We start from the raw sequence: 18295 nt of genomic DNA, 5'->3' as shown, positions 1-18295 counted from the left end.
GGCACGGGCGAGGCTGCGCACCGCCGTGGTCGGCTCGCTCGTCGTGGCACTGGTGGCCGGTGTCGCACCCAGCGCCGTGGCCCTGCCGCCGAAGACGGACGACCGCAGCGGCGTCGAGCTGGAGGAACTGCCCGTCCCCAAGAAGGCCGACGGGGAGAACGGCGGCGATCTCGCCGAGTTGACGACCAGTGCGGCCGAGCAGCCCGCCGAGTACGAGCCGAGCCAGATCACCGCCCCCGAGGGCGGCACCGTGGCCAAGAACCTCACCGGACTCACCCCGGGCGAGCTGATACCGATCAGCAGCACGGACGGCACCACCACGCTGCCCGTCGAGATCGGCGCTCCCGCCGACGCCGCGCCCGCCCAGGCCACTGCCCTGGAGGGGCAGTGGCAGGTCTCCGTGGCCGGCCAGGACGAACTGGCCACCACCAGCATCGAGGGCGTGGCTCTCACGGTCACCCCGCCCGCCACCGCCACCGGCGACGCGGTCGTCGCCCTGGACTACACCGACTTCTCCGAGCTGTACGGCGCCAACTGGGCCGACCGGCTGTCGTTCGTGCAGTACCCGGCGTGCTTCCTGACGACCCCGGACACCGCGGGCTGTTCGGAGCCCACCGAAGTGGTCACGGACAACGTGGTCGAGCAGACCGGCACCGACACCGACGGCAAACCGGTCTACGAGCGCAAGATCCTCGCCGAGGTCGACGCCGCGGCACTCGCCGCGGGCGGTACCACCGCCTCCTCCGTGTCCACGGCCTCCAGTGCCACCGAGGGTTCCATCACCGACGCGATGTACCGCGGACCGGGGAAGCAGAGCGGGGCCCGGCTCGCGTCGCTGGCGAAGGCGGCGGCTGCGGGCTCCGGTTCCTCCGTTCTCCTCGCCACCGACTCCGGCGCCGGCTCCAAGGGCGACTTCGGCGCGACACCGCTGGTCAGCGCGGGTTCGTGGTCCGCGGGCGGAAACGCCGGCTCCTTCAACTACAGCTATCCCCTCCAGGTCCCCCCGACGCCCGGCGGACCGGCGCCGGCCGTGTCGTTCGGCTACAACTCCCAGTCAGTGGACGGCCGTACGTCGGCCTCCAACAACCAGCCCTCCTGGGTCGGCGACGGCTGGGAGTACAACCCGGGCTCCATCACCCGGACCTACACGTCCTGCCGCGACGACCAGGCGGGCACCCACAACAACACCAAGAAGACCAGCGACCTGTGCTGGGGCTCCGACAACGCGACGCTCACCCTGGGCGGAGCCACCACCGAACTGGTCCTGCCCGACAGCGCGACCTCGCCGTACGGCGACAAGTGGGTCACCGCCAACGGCGACGGCTCCCGCGTCGAACTGCTGAAGTACACCGGCTTCGGCAACGGTGACGCGGACGGCGAGTACTGGCGCGTCACCACCCGGGACGGCACCCAGTACTGGTTCGGACGGCACCTGCTGCCCGGCTTCGGCACCGGCGACCCGGCGACCAACTCCGTCCTCACCGCCCCCGTCGCGGGCAACCAGCCGGGCGAGCCCTGCTACCAGGCGGATGACTTCGCCGGCTCCTTCTGCTCCCAGGCATGGCGCTGGAACCTCGACTACGTCGTCGATGTCAACGGCAACGCCATGTCGCTGTACTGGACGAAGGAGAAGAACCACTACGCCAAGAACAACAAGTACAAGACGCCGGTCTCCTACGACCGCGGCGGCTACCTCCGGCGTATCGAGTACGGCCTGACCAGTGCCGACATGTACGCCCCGCCCCTCGCCCGGGTCACCTTCGACGTCGATGAGCGCTGCTTCAAGGAAGGCAACCTCGTCTGCACGGCGGAGGGCGCGAGCAACGACAACTTCACCTCGGGCGAGTTCTCCAAGAACCGCATCTGGTACGACACCCCGGCCGACCTGTACTGCGCCTCCGGCAAGGAGTGCTACGTCCCCGTCCCCACCTTCTGGTCACGCAAGCGCCTGGCCCAGGTGACCACCTGGGCCCAGCGCACCCAGGGCTCCACGGGCCTGGCGAAGGTGGACAGCTGGACCCTCCAGCAGTCGCTGCCCGCCGATCTCACCGACGAGGGCACCGCCCTGTGGCTGGAGTCCATCACCCGCACCGGCTACGCCACCGACGGTGAGCCGAAGGCGCTCAACCCGGTGCAGTTCCTCGCCAACAGCGAGCCGATGCCCAACCGGGTCAAGCGCGACGGCAACGACCGGAACCCGGCCTTCGACCGGCTGCGCGTCAAGCGCGTGGTGAGCGAGTACGGCGGCGAGACCGTCGTCACCTACGAGAACCCGACCGACGACTGCAAGGTCAACGGCCAGTTCCCCGCACCGGAGGACAACACCGGGCTGTGCTATCCGGCGTACTGGCACGCCGATCCCGAAGTCGAGAAGATCGACTGGTTCTACAAATACCGGGTCGCCTCGGTGCAGGAACTGCCCTCCATGGTCGGTGTCCCCGCCGTCACCACCTCGTACGAGTACCTCGGCGGCGGAGCCTGGGCGCTGAACCAGGGGGAGTTCTCCAAGAAGAAGACCCGCACCTACGACCAGTGGCGCGGCTACGCCCGGGTCCGCACGATCACCGGGGAGGACGCGGCCACCCCGTACATGACCAGCGCCAAGGGCATGACGGAGACCCGCTACTTCCGCGGGATGCACGGCGACCCGCTGCCCGGCGGAGGCAGCCGCTCCGTCACGGTCCTCGACTCCGCCGGCTACACCGTCGGCGTGGACCGCAAGCAGTACGCGGGCCGGGTCGCGGAGACCCTGACGTACGCGAAGAACGGCGGTGATCTGCTCACCCGCAGCATCGACTACCCCAAGTCCATCCTGCTGGCCAGCCGCACCCGCACCGGCGGCATCCCGCCGCTGGAGGCGCACCGGGTCCTGGACAGCCAGAGCCTGACGTCCACCCGCTCCTCCGGCACGGGCGACGACACCCGCACCTGGCGCTCGCTCAAGACGATCCACACCTACGAGGACACCTACGGGCTGCCCACCCAGGTCGAGGACCAGGGCGACACGGGCAAGACCGGCGACGAGACCTGCACGGTCCTGACGTACGTCCACAACACCACCAAGCACCTCATCGGTCTGCCGGCGCAGACCCTCACCACGGCGGGCACCTGCGCGGACGCCGCCGGCGCCACCGCCGAGGACTGGATCGACGGCTCCCGGGTCGGCTACGACGGGGCCACCGCGTTCAGCGCGACAGCGGTCCCGGTCTCCCCCAACCCCACCATCACCTGGGCGGTCAACGGCACCGGCGGCGGCTGGTCGAAGGACGGCGAGGTCGCCTACGACTCCTACGGCCGCACCACGTCCACCAAGGACGCCGGGGGCAACCCGTCGACCACGGCCTACCGCCCCGCGCAGGGCCAGGTCTACGAGATCGAGGTGGCCAACGCGCTCGGCCACAGCCAGGTCAGCAAGCTGGAGCCCGGCCGCGGGGTGGCCCTGTCGGAGCGGGACACCAACGGCCGTACGACGACCTTCGCCTACGACTCGCTGGGCCGCTCGACCGAGGCGTGGTCCCCGACCCGCCCGACGTCGAAGTCCCCATCGGTGAAGTTCACCTACAACACCACCATCGGCCAGCCGGTCTCCGTCGCCACCGCCGCGCTCACCGAGGACGGCACCTACGAGACGTCCACCGTCATCTACGACGGACTCGGCCGCGAACGCCAGAGGCAGGAACCGGCGGTCGGCGGTGGCCGGCTGATCACGGACACCCTCTACAGCGCCAACGGCACGATCCGGCAGACCAACAACGGATACTTCGCGCTCGGCGACCCGTCGACCGAGATGTTCGACCTCGACTCGGACTACCAGGTCCGCAACGCCACCCTGTACGCGTACGACGGCGTCGGCCGCACCCTGTCGGAGACCCCCTACCTCAACGGTGTGGAGGTCCCGTCCAAGGCGACCCGCTACGAGTACCGCTACGACCACTCCACGGTCATCCCGCCGCAGGGCGCCGCCGCACAGCGCACCTGGACCGACGCGCTCGGCCGCACGGCCCGGGTCGACACCTTCACCGACGCCCTGCGCTCCGCGTACCGCGCCACGACGTACGCCTACGACAAGCGCGGCGACCAGGTGGAGGCCAAGGACTCCGAGGGCAACCGCTGGACCTGGAAGTACGACGCCCGCGGCCGGCAGACCGAGGCCGTCGACCCGGACGCGGGCACCACCACCACGGCGTACGACGTCATGGACCGCCCGGTCCTGGTCACGAGCCCGAACGCGACCGTCCACACGGCGTACGACGCGTTGTCCCGCCCCACCGAGCAGCGCGCCGGCTCCGCCACCGGAACCCTGCTGACGAAGACCGAGTACGACACCCTCATCGGCGGCGCGGGCCTGCCCAGCCGGCAGACCCGCTACACCGGCGGACAGGGCTACTCCACCGAGGTCACCGGCTACACGGCCGACTACCAGCCGACCGGCCAGAAGATCACCATCCCGCAGTCGGTCGCCATGCAGTACCAGCTGGAGCCCGAGTACGCCTACTCCTTCGAGTACTCGGAGCTGGGCCGCCTCGACGCGGTGAACCTGCCGGCCGTGGGCACCCTGCCCGCCGAGAAGCTGGTCATCCGCTACAACGAGGACGGCCTGCCCGTCTCCACCTCCGGCCTGGCCTGGTACACCGCGCAGACCTCGTACTCCCCGTACGGCCAGGTCCTGCGCACGGTCAGCGGCGAGCACCCGAACCGGGTGTGGACGACGAACCTCTTCGACGAGGCGACGGGCGAACTGACCCAGAGCATCATCGACCGCGAATCGACCAGCGACAGCACGGGCGCCACCGGGAACCGGGTCAACTCCCGCGCCTACACGTACGACACCGCGGGCAACGTCACCTCGATCGCCGACTCCGCGAACTCGCTGACCGACCGCCAGTGTTTCACCTACGACGCACTGGGCCAGCTGACGGAGGCATGGACCGCGGCGGCCGGATGCACGGCCGCGGGCAAGACCTTCGCCGCGCCGAAGTACACCGACGGCACGACCAATGTGACCGCCGCCAACAACGGCTACTGGCAGAGCTATACGTACGACGCCCTCGGCAACCGCGAGAAGCTGGTCCAGCACGACCCGGGCCTGGTCGCCGACAAGGACGTGACGACCAACTACAAGTACGGCAAGGCGGACGGCAGCAAGCCGCACACCCTGACCGAGACCTCGGTCAAGTACGGCTCCAGCACGGAGGTCACCAAGGAGTCGTCTCTGACGTACGACGCCGCGGGCAACACGAAGACCCGCTCGTACGGCGACTCCGAGCAGGCGTTCACCTGGACCTGGGACGGCCAGGTCGAATCGGTCACCGGCTTCGGCAAGAACGGCTCCGGCGCGTGGCTGGGACTGGCGGACAAGTGCCTGGATCTGACGTCGTCCCTGACGACCCCCGGCACCCCGCTCCAGCTCTACACCTGCAACGGCTCCAAGGCCCAGAAGCTGCGCATCGACCCGGCGTCGACCGCCGACCCGTCGACGGGCACGCTGAAGATCCTCGGCAAGTGCGCGGTACCCAAGGACGGCGGCACGGCCAACGGCACCCCGGTCGTGATCGCCGACTGCACGAGCGCCTCCGGCCAGAAGTGGAAGGCGGACCCGTCCGGCAACAAGCTGCGCCATGTCGACTCCGGCAAGTGCCTGGACGTCCCCGCCGCCAACTCCACCGACGGCACGGACCTCCAGCTCTACACCTGTGACGCGAACGGCCAAGCCCAGTCCTGGGCGCCGGACAAGGCGACGACGTACGTCTACGGCGCCGACGGCAGCCGCCTGATGTCGATCTCCGCCACGGAACGCACCCTGCACCTGGGCGAGTCGACGATCTCGATGAACGCGGCCGGGGGCCACGCCTACACCGAGCGCTACTACTCCCAGCCCGGCGCCCCCACGGTCATGCGGCACGCGCAGGCCTCGGCCCCGGCGGAACTCTCGGCGCAGATCACCGACCAGAACGGCACGGCCTACGCCAACATCGCCCTGGCCTCGGGCAACAGGGTCAAGTTCTCGAAGACCGACCCCTTCGGCGTGGAACGCGTCGAGGCCTCGACCTGGCGCTCCCACCAGGGCTACATCGGCGGCACCGAGGACACGGGCGCGGGCCTGGTCCACCTGGGCGCCCGCCTGTACGACCCGACGACCGGCCGCTTCCTCTCCCCGGACCCGGTCCTGGACCTGGCGGACCCGGTCCAGATGAACGGCTACGTCTACTGCGAGAACAACCCGGTCACGTTCTCCGACCCGACGGGGTTGATGTCGCGGGCGGAGGGCGGTGGCGGCGGCGAGGGCTACGCCGGCCCGTCGGCTTCGGAGGAGGCGTGGGCCAAGGGCCAGCTCGGCATGACCCTCCTGGACATCATCCTCAAGCACGGCGGAGACCTGCTCCGCGAGCTCTTCGGCCTGGACGCCGTCATCGCGTGCTTCACACGGGGTGATCTGTGGGCCTGCGGTGAGGCACTCCTCAGCGCGCTGCCTTTCAGCAAGATCCTGAAGTCTCCGGCCGTCGCGAAGACGGCGTACCGCATCGCGAACGCCATCTCTGCCTGGAACAAGGCGAAGGAGAAGGCGCGCAAGATCATCGAAATGGCCCAGAAGGCCCGGGAACTGGCCCGCAAACTGAAGGAAGCCAAACGTAAGGCCGCCGAGCGGGCCGCCCAACTGAAGAAGAAGGCGCAACAAGCGGCGACCCGTCAGGCCAAGAAGGCGGCGGAGAAGACCGGAAACGCCGTCCAGAAGACGAAACGCGCCGAGGCGAAGAAGGCGGAGAGCAAGCCGCAACAGGCGAAGGCGGCGCCGAAGAAGCAGTCAGGTGGCGGCAGCGAGAGCTGCGACACCAGCAACAGCTTCGTACCCGGCACCCAGGTCCTCCTGGCGAACGGCACCACCAAGCCGATCGAGCAGGTGAGGAACGGCGACAAGGTCCTGGCCACGGACCCGGAGACCGGCGAGACGGCCGTGGAGACGGTCACCGCCGAGATCAAGGGCAAGGGCACCAGGAACCTGGTCAAGCTGACGATCGCGGTGACGGACACCAAGACCTCCGAGATCACTGCCACCGACGGCCACCCGTTCTGGGTCCCGGAACTCTCCGAGTGGATCGACGCGACAAAACTGACCCCGGGCCAGTGGCTCCGGACCAGCGCCGGCACGTATGTCCAGATCGAGGCGGTCGAGCGGTGGACCGCGACTGGTGCGACGGTTCATAACCTGACTGTCAGTGATCTGCATACGTATTATGTGGTGGCGGGCAGTACGCCGATCTTGGTCCATAATTCCAATGGGTGTGGTCCGGACAATCAGACATTCGCGACACGGTCCGAAGCGAGAGTGGCGGCGTACGCCCGAGCTGGAATTCAACCTGATTCAGTTCCGGATGCAGTATGGAGGGTTGGTGACGACGTCACCCAGCGTGGAATGCCTGGATATAGGTTTGATTCGAATCGGGGTTCACATGGGGTTTATGAGCAATTCGAAACGTCGCGCGGCTCCAGGTTGATTGTCGAGCATAATAATGATCCGAACGCCCCCTTCTCTCACTTTCATGCAGGCCAACCCAAGGTGGATTCAGCTCGCGAAGGCGTGAACTTCGGATGGGATATGAAATCGGAGTTTGAGCGATATTCACCGGTAGGCGGATCGCATCATATGTACTATGAATCGGGGTGAGGGTGTTGGATTTCAAAGACCGCAGATCGCTGCTGGAGTCGGCGGGACTGCTCGTCGTGCAAGATGTGTGGCGGGGTGAGGCGCCGGAACCCATGGAAGTGTGGCGCCCAATTGTTAGTGGCGAAGCAGAGCCCGCAGTTCGGGTCCATGTTCTGGAGGCGAACGGACACCTCTCTGAGGTCCAGAAACAATGGGTCAGGCTTTCCGATGAAATGGGCCTCTTCGGGAAGCAGGGTGATTTTCTCATCAGCGTGGCCGGTGTGGGTGCTGTGAGTGCGCCATGGGCTCACGTTCGTCGCACCAATTCGATGCAGCTGGCTCAGCGGCTTGGTTTCGTGCGAGGGGAGCCGGAGTTTGTTGCTCTATCTCTGGACGGTCGTGTTTCATGCGGAGTGACAACTGAGGAGTATGAAGTCTGGGTTCTGGCAAAGTCGATCGACTAGGCGTCGTCGTTTGCCAGCAGTGGTCGACGGCAAGTGAGGAAAACAGGCGCGCATGAAGAGATGGGGATGGGCAGGGTCAGGTGTGGTTCTGGCGCTGCTGCTGTCCGGCTGTAACGCGATAAGCGGTGGCGGTGGCGGCGCTGACGATCTGCTCCGCCCCACTCCGCAAAGCAGCGCCGAGGTCGGAGCTGGCGGGCTCGGGAGCCTGTCCCTGGCCTCCAGCGAGGTGGACGGGTTCGCAGTCTCCGGCTCCGCTGATCGACGCGAGGTCCGGGACGCTCCCGATGACTGCGCCCCGCTCGCCCAGGCACTGTCCGGCGCCGTCGTAGCCGACCCGGAGTCCACGGAAGCCCGCCAAGTCACCGGCGAGGGAGCGATCGTGACGGTCGTGCTCGCCGGGTACGGCGACGGGAAGGCTTCCGCTGCGATGGACCGCCTCGCCGCATCCACCGACCGATGCGCGGAAGGCTTCACCGTGACCGTCGACGGCGCGGAGCACCGCTTCGAGGCCGCGCTACCCGAACTCGCCCCGCAGGGCGCCGAGCAGGCCATGGCGCTGAGCGCACGGGTTGAGCAGGGCGAGGAGAAGACGCCCGTCAAAGTCGTGGTCCTTCGTCAAGGCAACACCCTCGCCTACCTCAGCGCCATCCCGGACGGCGTTGCCACCAAGGACTTCGCCGTACCCCCTCCCGTCATCGGCGCCCAACTCTTGAAGCTCGCTCAGTAGAAGAGCCGGCTGACGACACGGCAGTATTCGTACGAAACTCGTACGGCACGAACGAAAGCGAATCAAGCACTCCATGCACAGACCCGGCATACGCCACCCCCGTCTCCGCACCCCCGCCCTCACCCTGACCGCCACCCTCTCCCTCGCCCTGCTCACCGCCTGCGGCGGCTCCGGCGATGGCTCCGGCGGCGGTTCCGGTGGTGGGGACGGCAAGGAAGCCGCCCCCGCAGCCGACGTCAAGCCGCTCACCGCCGCCGAGCTGGAGAAGGCGTCGCTCGTCACGGCGGACCTGGAGGGGTACAAGGTCGTCGAGGCGCCCGACTCGGACATCAGGGACGTCGAAGCCGTGAAGGTCACCGGTGAGGAGTGCACGCCGGTCGGACGAGCCGTCGCCGGGTCCGCCCTGGGTGAAGCCGACGCGGTCACCTACCGCCGGGTCACCGGGGGCGACAGGGGCGACGGGGCCGGCAGTGAAGCGGACCTCATGAACATGAACACCGGGATGGCCACCCTCGCCTCCTACGCCAGCGCCGACGCCGCCGCCGAGGCGCTCAAGTCCCTCACCGGCGCGATCGCGGACTGCTCGGGCGGGTTCGAGTGGACCGTCGGCAGCGAGAAGCTGACCGCCAACAAGGTCACCGAGGACACCGCCCCCGACGGCGGTGAGGAGGCGGTCGCGTTCACCGTCCTCGCCACCGTCGAGGGCGTCGACGCCCCCTGGAAGGCGGTTGTCTTCCGCGACGGCGCCACCCTCGCCCACTTCACCCTGGTCAACGTCGCCGCGATCGGGACCGGTGAGGACTTCACCTTCCCCGCCGCCCTCGTCACCGCCCAGGCGCAAAAGCTCGGCGGCTGAGCGTTGGCTGAGCCTGGGTGAGCACTACAACTCCCGCTCCTCAGGCTCAGCCGACCCCCCTTCCCCCCAACCCGCAGCCGGAACCGCAACCACCGGCCGCACCCACACCCACCCCACAAAGAACACCCCCAAAAACAGCATCCCCACCCCCGTCCACAGATTGATGTTGATCCCCTGGGCCTTCGCTATCTCCGCGTCGGAGTCCGTCAGACCGGTGATCGTGATGATGACGCCGTAGACGACGAACAGGCCGCCGATGATGCGGCGGATGTCGAAGAGGCGGGCCGCTGTCGCGGACTTGGACTCCAGTTCCGTGACCTCCCGCTGGAGGTCGGGCTCCTGGCGGCCGGGGTTCTCAGAGGAATGCTCGGACATCTTTGCTCAGCCTCCCGGCGTCAGAACGAGAACGGGATGTAGCAGGCGGCGGCCAGGACGATCGCGCCCCAGCCCAGCAGCGCGGGCCGGCGGTACCAGGCGTCGTCGCCCTCGGCGGGCGGCTCGGACATGCCGGGGGAGCGCGTGCCGTAGACCAGGCCCTGGAGTTCGGCGGCCGGTTTGGGGGCCGTGAAGAGGGTGACCGCGACCATCACCACCCCGCCCGCCACGAATCCGGCGATCGCCGAGACGAAGTTCGCGCCCTGGTCGGACGGGATGTCGATGACGCCCTGTTCGTAGATCCAGAAGTAGTTGACCATCGCCGCCGTCGTGCCCGCGAGCAGGCCCCAGAAGCCGGATTTCATCGACGCCCGCTTCCAGAACATCCCGATGACGAAGACCACGAACATCGGGACGTTGAAGAAGGAGAACAGCGTCTGGAGGTACGCCATGATGTTCGAGAAGGACGACGCCAGGAACGCCGTGCCGATGGACGCCAGGACACCGATCGCGGTGATCAGGCGGCCGAAGCGGACGTAGTAGCCGTCCTCCTGGTCCTTCACCACGTATTTCGCCCATATGTCCGTGGTGAACACCGTGTTGAAGGACGAGATGTTCGCCGCCATGCCCGCCATGAACGCGGCCAGCAGACCGGTGACGGCGATGCCCAGGACGCCGTTCGGGAGCAGCGACTGCATCAGGTACGGGATGGCGTCGTTGTACTGGAGGTCCGAGCCGGGGGTGCCGATCCGCGGGACCAGGACCGCGGCCACCAGACCCGGGATCATCACCAGGAAGACGATGAAGATCTTGGGGAACGCGGCGATGAGGGGCGTACGACGGGCCGCCGAGAGGTTCTTCGCCGACAGGGCCCGCTGGACCTCCGCGAAGTTCGTCGTCCAGTAGCCGAAGGACAGGACGAAGCCGAGACCCAGCACGATCGTCAGCCAGTTCGCGCCCAGCGGGTTGTCGCTGCCGATGCCGGTGCCGCCCCAGGCGGTCATGAAGTCGGCGCCCCGGGTCTCGGTGAGGGAGTCGGACAGCCCGTCCCAGCCGCCGACCTTCTTCAGACCCAGCACCGTCAGGGGTATCAGGGCCGCCAGGATCACGAAGAACTGGAGGACCTCGTTGTAGATGGCGGAGGAGAGACCGCCGAGGGTGATGTACGCCAGGACGAAGAAGCCCGCCACGACGATGGCGACCCACTGCGGCCAGCCGAGCAGCGCCTCCACCACGATCGCGAGTGCGTACAGGTTCACCCCCGCGATCAGGATCGCCGCGAAAGCGAACAGGGCCGAACTCAGCAGATGCGCCGAGCGGTCGAAGCGCAGCAGCAGGAACTCGGGGACGGACCGGACCTTCGAGCCGTAGTAGAACGGCATCATCACCAGGCCCAGGAACACCATCGCCGGGATGGCGCCGATCCAGTACCAGTGGGTCGTGTAGACGCCGTACTGCGCGCTGTTGGCGGCCATGCCGAGGATCTCGGTGGCGCCCAGGTTGGCCGCGATGAACGCCAGTCCGGTGACCCAGGCGGGCAGGGAGCGGCCGGAGAGGAAGAAGTCGAGGCTGGTCCTCACCGAGCGGCGGGCGGCGAAGCCGATGCCCAGCACCACCACGAAGTAGATGCCGAGGATGGTGTAGTCGAGCCAGTTGGTGGGGAGCCGCAGCTCCGCGGCCAGGTAGTGGGGGGTCTGCCCCGTGTCGGGGGGCCGCACTGTGGGGATTTGCATGCCTGCTCGCTTCGTTTCGCGAAGGGAACGGATGGGAGGAGCACAGGGCACCGGAACAGCACCGGAACAGTGCCGGATCATCACCGGACAGCACCGGACAGCACCGGAGCCCATGCCGCCGCATCCCCCGGCAGAGCGGAACAAACACCTCCCCTTGATGTTCTTTGTTTGATTGTGATGGGACAGATGGCTGCCGCTCCCTGATGACTTGTGTTTTGATGTGTTGGGTTCTGTTGATGTGCTGAGGTGATCGGTTCCGAAGGGGAGTCCGTACGTGAAGAAGACCTCGACCCGGCTGGCCGACGGTCGCGAGCTGATCTACTACGACCTCGGCGACGACCGGGTGCGGGACGCCGTCGACCGCAGACCGCTGGAGCCGACGGTCACCTCGTCCCAGATCCGCCGCGACCCGCTGCTCGGCGACGCCGTGGCCATCGCCTCGCACCGCCAGGGCCGTACGTACCACCCGCCCGCCGACCAGTGCCCGCTGTGCCCCACCCGGGACGGCGACCGGCTCAGCGAGATCCCCGACTCCACCTACGACGTGGTCGTCTTCGAGAACCGCTTCCCCTCCCTCGCCGGGGACTCCGGCCGCTGCGAGGTGGTCTGCTTCACCTCCGACCACGACACGTCCTTCGCCGCCCTCGGCGAGGAACAGGTCCGGCTGGTGCTGGAGGCGTGGACCGACCGCACCGCCGAGCTGTCCCATCTGCCCGCCGTCCAGCAGGTGTTCTGCTTCGAGAACCGCGGCGCCGAGATCGGCGTGACCCTCCAGCACCCGCACGGCCAGATCTACGCGTACCCCTTCGTCACCCCCCGCACCGCCCTGATGCTCCGCTCCCTCGCCGCGCACCGGGAGGCGAGCGGCGGGGAGAACCTCTTCGACGCCGTCCTCGACCGTGAACTCGCCGATGAGCGGGTCGTCCTCACGGGTGAACACTGGGTGGCCTTCGTCCCGTACGCCGCCCACTGGCCGTACGAGGTCCACCTGTACCCGCGCCGCCGGGTGCCCGATCTGCTCGCCCTCGACGAGGCGGCCCGCACCGAGTTCCCCCAGATCTATCTGGAACTCTTGAAGCGCTTCGACCGGATCTTCGGAGCGGACGAACCCCCGACGCCGTACATCGCGGCCTGGCACCAGGCCCCGTTCGGACAGCTCACGGACTTCGAGGGCGTCGGCCGTGACGACTTCGCGCTCCATCTGGAGCTTTTCACCATCCGCCGGACGTCCGGCAAGCTGAAGTTCCTCGCGGGCTCCGAATCCGGTATGAGCGTGTTCATCAACGATGTGCCGCCGGAGCGCGCGGCCGAGCGACTGCGAGAGGTAGCGAGTTCATGAAGTACCTGGTGACGGGTGGGGCGGGGTACGTAGGCAGCGTGGTCGCCCAGCATCTGCTGGAGGCCGGGCACGAGGTCACCGTCCTCGACAACCTCTCCACCGGCTTCCGCGCGGGCGTCCCCGACGGCGCCGCCTTCATCGAGGGCGACATCCGCGACGCCGCCAAGTGGCTCGACCCGTCCTACGCGGCCGTCCTCCACTTCGCCGCGTCCTCCCAGGTCGGCGAGTCCGTCGTCAAGCCCGAGAAGTACTGGGAGAACAACGTCGGCGGGACCATGGCCCTGCTCGCCGCCATGCGCGACGCGGGCGTACGCACCCTGGTCTTCTCCTCCACCGCCGCCACCTACGGCGAACCCGAGCAGATCCCGATCGCCGAGTCCGCCCCCACCCGCCCCACCAACCCCTACGGCGCCACCAAGCTCGCCGTCGACCACATGATCACCGGCGAGGCCGCCGCCCACGGCCTGGGCGCGGTCTCCCTGCGCTACTTCAACGTCGCCGGCGCGTACGGCCGCTACGGCGAGCGCCACGACCCCGAGTCGCACCTCATCCCGCTGATCCTCCAGGTCGCCCAGGGCCGCCGCCCGTCCATCGCGGTCTACGGCGACGACTACCCGACCCCGGACGGCACCTGCGTCCGCGACTACATCCATGTCGCCGACCTCGCCGAGGCGCACCTCCTCGCCCTCACCGCCGCCCGCCCCGGCGCGCATCTGATCTGCAACCTCGGCAACGGCGAGGGCTTCTCGGTGCGCCAGGTGATCGAGACCGTCCGGCAGGTCACCGGCCATCCGATCCCGGAGACCGCCGCCCCGCGCCGCGGCGGCGACCCGGCCGTCCTGGTCGCCTCCGCCGACACCGCCCGCGAGCGCCTCGGCTGGCACCCGACCCGCACGGACCTCGCGGACATCGTCGCCGACGCCTGGCGCTTCACCCAGCACATCGCCGCCGCGGACACAGTCGCGGGCGCAGAGTCAGAGGAGCGCTGAATGCCGTCGTCGTCGTCCCCCTCGGCCGACCAGGTCGCCCAGGACTTCCGCGCCCTCTACGGCACGGACCCCGACGGCGTCTGGGCCGCCCCCGGCCGGGTCAATCTCATCGGCGAACACACCGACTACAACGACGGCTTCGTGATGCCCTTCGCGCTGCCGCACACCACGGTCGCCGCCGTCGCCCGCCGCACCGACGGCCGGCTCCGTCTGCACTCCGCCGACATGGACACCGGCGTCGCCGACCTCGACCTCGACGCCCTCGCCCCCGGCACGGACCGCGGCTGGACGGCGTACCCCGCCGGGGTCGTCTGGGCGCTGCGCGAGGCCGGGCACCCGGTGACCGGCGCGGACATCCATCTCGCCTCCACGGTCCCCACCGGCGCGGGCCTGTCCTCGTCGGCGGCCCTGGAGGTGGTCGTCGCCCTCGCCCTCAGCGACCTGCACGGCCTGGACCTCCCGCGCTGGAAGCTCGCCCGGCTCTGCCAGCGCGCCGAGAACGTCTATGTCGGCGCCCCCACCGGGATCATGGACCAGACCGCGTCCGCCTGTTGCGAGGCCGGACACGCCCTGTTCCTCGACACCCGCGACCTGTCCACCCGGCAGATCCCCCTCGACCTCGCCGCCGAGGGTATGCGCCTGCTGGTCGTGGACACCCGCGTCCAGCACGCCCACAGCGACGGCGAGTACGGCAGGCGCCGCGCGGGCTGCGAGAAGGGCGCGGCCCTGCTGGGCGTCGACGCCCTGCGGGACATCCCGTACGACGGACTGGACGAGGCCCTCGCCCAACTCGGCGACGAGGAGGAGGTCCGCCGTCTGGTCCGGCACGTCGTGACCGAGAACCAGCGCGTCGAACGGGTCGTCACCCTGCTGGAAGCGGGCCGCACCCGCGAGATCGGCCCCGTCCTCACCGAGGGCCACGCCTCCCTCCGCGACGACTTCCGTGTCTCCAGCCCCGAGTTGGACCTGGTCGTCGACACCGCCCTCACCTCCGGCGCCCTCGGCGCCCGGATGACCGGCGGCGGCTTCGGCGGCTCAGCGATCGTCCTGACGGAGACGACGGACACGGACACGATCAAGAAGGCGGTGGAGACGGCTTTCGCGAACGCCGGTCTCGCGACACCGAGAACCTTCGAGGCCGTACCCGCTCAGGGGGCGAGAAAAGTGGCGTAACTGGCCGACGCCGGGCAGGGGAGACGCTCTCAGGGGCGCTGGGGGTACCCCCTCTGGGGGAGGAACTGCGCGACCAGCCCCCACCCACCCGCACGCGCCCCACAACCCCCCACCACCCCCTACAACCGCTTGGTGAACGTGTACTCCGTGATCCCCACCGGATAGTCGGGGATCACACACACCACGTCATACCCCTGCTTCCGATAGAACTCCGGCGCCTGAAAATCCCACGTCTCCAACCGCACCGCCCGGCACCCCCGCTCCGCCCGCGCCACCCGCTCCGCCTCGGAGAGCAACGCCCCACCCACCCCACCACCCCGCCACCGCTCGTCCACCCACAGCGTCGACACATGCAGCCAGCCCGCCCAGGTGTGCCCGGCCAGCCCGCCCACGAGCGCGTCCGTGTCGTCCAGCGCCCACAACTGGAGCGGAGCCTCCCGGTCCTGCCCGGCGGCACGCAGGGCGCGCAACGCGGGCGAGGCCGCGGTGTTGGCGGCGCGCAGCCGCGCCCCCAGCTCGGCACGCCGGGACGGGTCGATTTCCGCAACAAGACGAAACATGCGGCACACGATAAGCGCGCCGGACGGCCAGTTCTGCAAATTACCTTCCGCGGCCCCCGCCCGCCCGTACCCTGATGAACAGCGCCGGTGGGGGCCGGCGTGCATCAGGGGGCGAGACCAAAGTCGGGTACGACGCCCGATCGGGGGGTAGCAGTCTCTGCACGGCGGCGGCCGTGCGGCTGTGACGACCTCCTGGGCGTCGTACCCGCGTCGGTCGTAGCAGTCCGGACCAGTGGGGGTTGTCAGTGGTTCGCATCCGAGTACTGGTCGTCGACGACCATCGCATCTTCGCCGAGTCGCTCGCTGCCGCGCTCGCGGCCGAGCCCGACGTCGATGTCTCCGCGGCCGGCAGCGGCCCGGCGGCGCTGCGCAGTCTGGAGCGCGCGGCGGCCGAGGGCCGACGCTACGACGTGCTGCTGGTGGACGCCGATCTCGGCGCCGCCCTGCCGGGGATACGCCCGGCGGTGCAGGAGGTCGGCGAGGACGGTCTGGTCGACGGGATCTCGCTGGTCGCGGGCGTGCGTTCGGCGCAGCCCGGCGTCCGGATCGTGGTGCTCGCGGAGAAGGACGATCCGCGGCGGGCGGCGCTCGCGCTCCAGGCCGGGGCGTCCGGCTGGGTCGCCAAGGACTGCTCGCTGTCCCGGCTGCTGACGGTGATCCGGGGCGTGCTGCGCGACGAGACGCATCTGCCGCCCGCCCTGCTGACCGGGGTCCTGCGGGAGCTGACGGCGGCCCGCAAGCACCGCACGGAGAGTGAGCGTCTGGTGGAGTCGCTCACCCCGCGTGAGCGGGAGGTGCTGCGCTGTATGGTCGCCGGGCTGGGCCGCAAGGCGGTGGCCGAACGCCTTTTCCTGTCGCCGCACACGGTCCGCACCCATATGCAGAACGTGCTGGGCAAACTGGGCGTGCACTCCACGCTGGCGGCGGTCGCGCTGGCGCGGCGGGCCGGGGTGGGGCCGGTGGACCTATCCGGGGATGTTGTCGAACGGGGCGGTCAGCTGGCGTAGCAGCGCGGCCAGCTCGCCGCGCTGGGCGCGGGACAGCTCCGCGAGGATCGCCCGCTCCTGGTCGAGCAGCCCGGCGAGCGCCTGATCGGCCCGGTCGCGCCCCTCGTCGGTGAGCCGGACGAGGACGCCCCGCCGGTCGCTGGGGTCGGGCAACCGCTCGACCAGCCCCTTCTTGGCGAGCCGGTCGATACGGTTGGTCATCGTGCCGGACGTGACCAGGGTCTGGGTGAGCAACTGACCGGGGGAGAGCTGGTACGGCGTGCCCGCGCGGCGCAGCGCGGTGAGCACATCGAACTCCCAGGGCTCCAGGCTGTGCTCGGCGAAGGCCAGTCGGCGCGCGCGGTCCAGATGCCGGGCGAGCCTGCTCACCCGGCTGAGTACTTCCAGCGGCTCCACATCGAGGTCCGGACGCTCCCGGCGCCACGCTGCGACCAGCCGATCGACCTCGTCCTCCATGACGATCAGTGTAGTGGTTGTGTCGACATGAAGTCTCTTGACATCAAGATAGTTTAGGTTGCAGTCTGGGAAAGGCGGAGGGGGATCGCGCCGGTCACGCCGTGTGGGACAGGGCGGGGCGGCGATCACGCCCGCCGCCCGAGCAGCCGTCCCGAGGAGAACCGCCATGACCAGCCCCGTCTGGGACCCCGCCCAGTACCTGCGGCACGCCGGGCCGCGCGCCCGCCCCTTCGCCGATCTGCTGGCCCGCGTCCCGGACCTGCCCGCCGAACGGCCCCGGATCGCCGATCTCGGCTGCGGCCCCGGCACGCTCACCGCCACCCTCGCCGAGCGCTGGCCCACCGCCCACATCACCGGCTACGACAGCTCGACGGAGATGCTGGCGGGCGCCGAATCCCTCGCCGGACCCACCCCGGGCGGCGGCGGTCTCGACTTCGCGGAGGCCGACGCGCGCACCTGGACGCCGGAGGAGACGCACGACCTGATCATCAGCAACGCCACGCTGCAATGGGTGCCGGGGCATCTGGACCGGTTCTCCGACTGGATCGCCGCCCTCGCCCCCGGCGCCACCTTCGCCTTCCAGGTCCCCGGCAACTTCGACGCCCCGAGCCACCGTCTGCTGCGCGAGCTGGCCGCCGCCGACCCCCGGCTGTCCGGCGTGCTGCGCCACGCGGACGCGGTCCGCACGCCGGTCGAGTACCACGCCGCGCTCACCGCCCTGGGCTGCGCGGCGGACGTCTGGGAGACCACGTACGTCCATCTGCTCCAGGGGAAGGACGCGGTGCTGGAGTGGGTGAAGGGGACCGCGCTGCGGCCGGTGCTGACCGCGCTGTCCGGTGACCCCGCGTCCCGGGACGTCTTCCTCACCGACTACCGCGTCCGGCTCCGCGAGGCGTACCCGGCGACCGGGCACGGCACCCCGTTCCCGTTCCGCCGTATCTTCGCGGTGGCGTCGGTCCCGGGGTGACGGGCGG

General features: G+C 69.4%; 13 protein-coding genes. 9 read left to right on the top strand and 4 right to left on the bottom strand.

The annotated features are described in order from the left end of the window. Positions 1–25 precede the first annotated feature (25 nt). The 4 genes from AB0D49_RS17805 to AB0D49_RS17790 all read left to right on the top strand — a co-directional run bounded on the left by AB0D49_RS17805 (position 26) and on the right by AB0D49_RS17790 (position 9689). The gene (locus tag AB0D49_RS17805; RefSeq protein WP_362758055.1) at positions 26–7663 is read left to right on the top strand and encodes a ricin-type beta-trefoil lectin domain protein; all 7638 of its coding nucleotides are present in this window, start codon (positions 26–28) and stop codon (positions 7661–7663) included. Further along, on the top strand, positions 7660–8106 hold the full coding sequence (locus AB0D49_RS17800) for a hypothetical protein (RefSeq protein ID WP_362758053.1): 447 nt from the start codon (positions 7660–7662) through the stop codon (positions 8104–8106). Before AB0D49_RS17805 ends, AB0D49_RS17800 begins: the two co-directional genes overlap by 4 nt. A 52-nt stretch (positions 8107–8158) precedes the next feature. Then, a complete protein-coding gene (locus tag AB0D49_RS17795; RefSeq protein WP_362758051.1) occupies positions 8159–8833 on the top strand; it encodes a hypothetical protein in 675 nt (224 codons plus the stop codon). A gap of 73 nt (positions 8834–8906) precedes the next feature. Continuing rightward, complete coding sequence (locus AB0D49_RS17790; RefSeq protein WP_362758049.1) at positions 8907–9689, top strand: hypothetical protein; 783 nt, start codon at positions 8907–8909, stop codon at positions 9687–9689. A 24-nt stretch (positions 9690–9713) separates the two neighbouring features. Here the strand turns inward: AB0D49_RS17790 and AB0D49_RS17785 are convergent, their stop codons facing one another. Both AB0D49_RS17785 and AB0D49_RS17780 read right to left on the bottom strand, forming a co-directional pair. Further along, on the bottom strand, positions 9714–10064 hold the full coding sequence (locus AB0D49_RS17785; protein WP_362758048.1) for a hypothetical protein: 351 nt from the start codon (positions 10062–10064) through the stop codon (positions 9714–9716). A gap of 20 nt (positions 10065–10084) precedes the next feature. After that, a complete protein-coding gene (locus AB0D49_RS17780) occupies positions 10085–11797 on the bottom strand; it encodes a sodium:solute symporter family protein (RefSeq protein ID WP_362758046.1) in 1713 nt (570 codons plus the stop codon). Positions 11798–12071: 274 nt separating this feature from the next. Here AB0D49_RS17780 and galT point away from each other — a divergent pair, with 274 nt between their 5' ends. Genes galT through galK form a run of 3 tightly spaced genes read left to right on the top strand, consistent with a single transcriptional unit; the run spans position 12072 to position 15298 of the window. Further along, complete coding sequence (galT, locus tag AB0D49_RS17775; protein ID WP_362758044.1) at positions 12072–13136, top strand: galactose-1-phosphate uridylyltransferase; 1065 nt, start codon at positions 12072–12074, stop codon at positions 13134–13136. Beyond that, a complete protein-coding gene (galE, locus tag AB0D49_RS17770) occupies positions 13133–14125 on the top strand; it encodes a UDP-glucose 4-epimerase GalE (RefSeq protein ID WP_362758042.1) in 993 nt (330 codons plus the stop codon). The genes galT and galE overlap by 4 nt, the downstream gene beginning before the upstream one ends. Further along, the gene (gene galK / locus AB0D49_RS17765; protein ID WP_362758040.1) at positions 14126–15298 is read left to right on the top strand and encodes a galactokinase; all 1173 of its coding nucleotides are present in this window, start codon (positions 14126–14128) and stop codon (positions 15296–15298) included. It begins immediately after the preceding gene. Positions 15299–15417: 119 nt separating this feature from the next. Here galK and AB0D49_RS17760 read toward each other — a convergent pair whose 3' ends face one another. Continuing rightward, on the bottom strand, positions 15418–15858 hold the full coding sequence (locus tag AB0D49_RS17760; protein WP_362758038.1) for a GNAT family N-acetyltransferase: 441 nt from the start codon (positions 15856–15858) through the stop codon (positions 15418–15420). Positions 15859–16103: 245 nt separating this feature from the next. Between AB0D49_RS17760 and AB0D49_RS17755 the strand changes: the two genes are divergently transcribed. After that, entirely contained in the window at positions 16104–16865 is a 762-nt protein-coding gene (locus AB0D49_RS17755; RefSeq protein ID WP_362758036.1) for a response regulator transcription factor, read from the top strand. Here the strand turns inward: AB0D49_RS17755 and tamR are convergent. Further along, positions 16824–17321, bottom strand: a complete 498-nt coding sequence (tamR, locus tag AB0D49_RS17750) for a MarR family transcriptional regulator TamR (RefSeq protein ID WP_355739605.1) — start codon at positions 17319–17321, stop codon at positions 16824–16826. The two genes, AB0D49_RS17755 and tamR, sit on opposite strands and share 42 nt — an antisense overlap. 166 nt (positions 17322–17487) lie before the next feature. On the opposite strand from tamR, the gene AB0D49_RS17745 reads away from it, so the two are divergent. Next, on the top strand, positions 17488–18288 hold the full coding sequence (locus AB0D49_RS17745) for a trans-aconitate 2-methyltransferase (protein WP_362758034.1): 801 nt from the start codon (positions 17488–17490) through the stop codon (positions 18286–18288). Positions 18289–18295: the final 7 nt, after the last annotated feature.

This window comes from Streptomyces sp. NPDC048290 (assembly GCF_040652095.1).
In the GTDB taxonomy this organism is placed as follows: domain Bacteria; phylum Actinomycetota; class Actinomycetes; order Streptomycetales; family Streptomycetaceae; genus Streptomyces.
This window is presented reverse-complemented; position numbering and strand designations above follow the sequence as displayed.

Excerpts from the sequence above, each read along its gene's own strand:
- AB0D49_RS17795 (WP_362758051.1), top strand. The coding sequence starts at position 8,159 with ATGAAGAGATGGGGATGGGCAGGGTCAGGTGTGGTTCTGGCGCTGCTG.
- AB0D49_RS17790 (WP_362758049.1), top strand. The coding sequence starts at position 8,907 with ATGCACAGACCCGGCATACGCCACCCCCGTCTCCGCACCCCCGCCCTC.
- AB0D49_RS17785 (WP_362758048.1), bottom strand. The coding sequence starts at position 10,064 with ATGTCCGAGCATTCCTCTGAGAACCCCGGCCGCCAGGAGCCCGACCTC.
- AB0D49_RS17780 (WP_362758046.1), bottom strand. The coding sequence starts at position 11,797 with ATGCAAATCCCCACAGTGCGGCCCCCCGACACGGGGCAGACCCCCCAC.
- galE (WP_362758042.1), top strand. The coding sequence starts at position 13,133 with ATGAAGTACCTGGTGACGGGTGGGGCGGGGTACGTAGGCAGCGTGGTC.
- galK (WP_362758040.1), top strand. The coding sequence starts at position 14,126 with ATGCCGTCGTCGTCGTCCCCCTCGGCCGACCAGGTCGCCCAGGACTTC.
- AB0D49_RS17760 (WP_362758038.1), bottom strand. The coding sequence starts at position 15,858 with ATGTTTCGTCTTGTTGCGGAAATCGACCCGTCCCGGCGTGCCGAGCTG.
- tamR (WP_355739605.1), bottom strand. The coding sequence starts at position 17,321 with ATGGAGGACGAGGTCGATCGGCTGGTCGCAGCGTGGCGCCGGGAGCGT.
- AB0D49_RS17745 (WP_362758034.1), top strand. The coding sequence starts at position 17,488 with ATGACCAGCCCCGTCTGGGACCCCGCCCAGTACCTGCGGCACGCCGGG.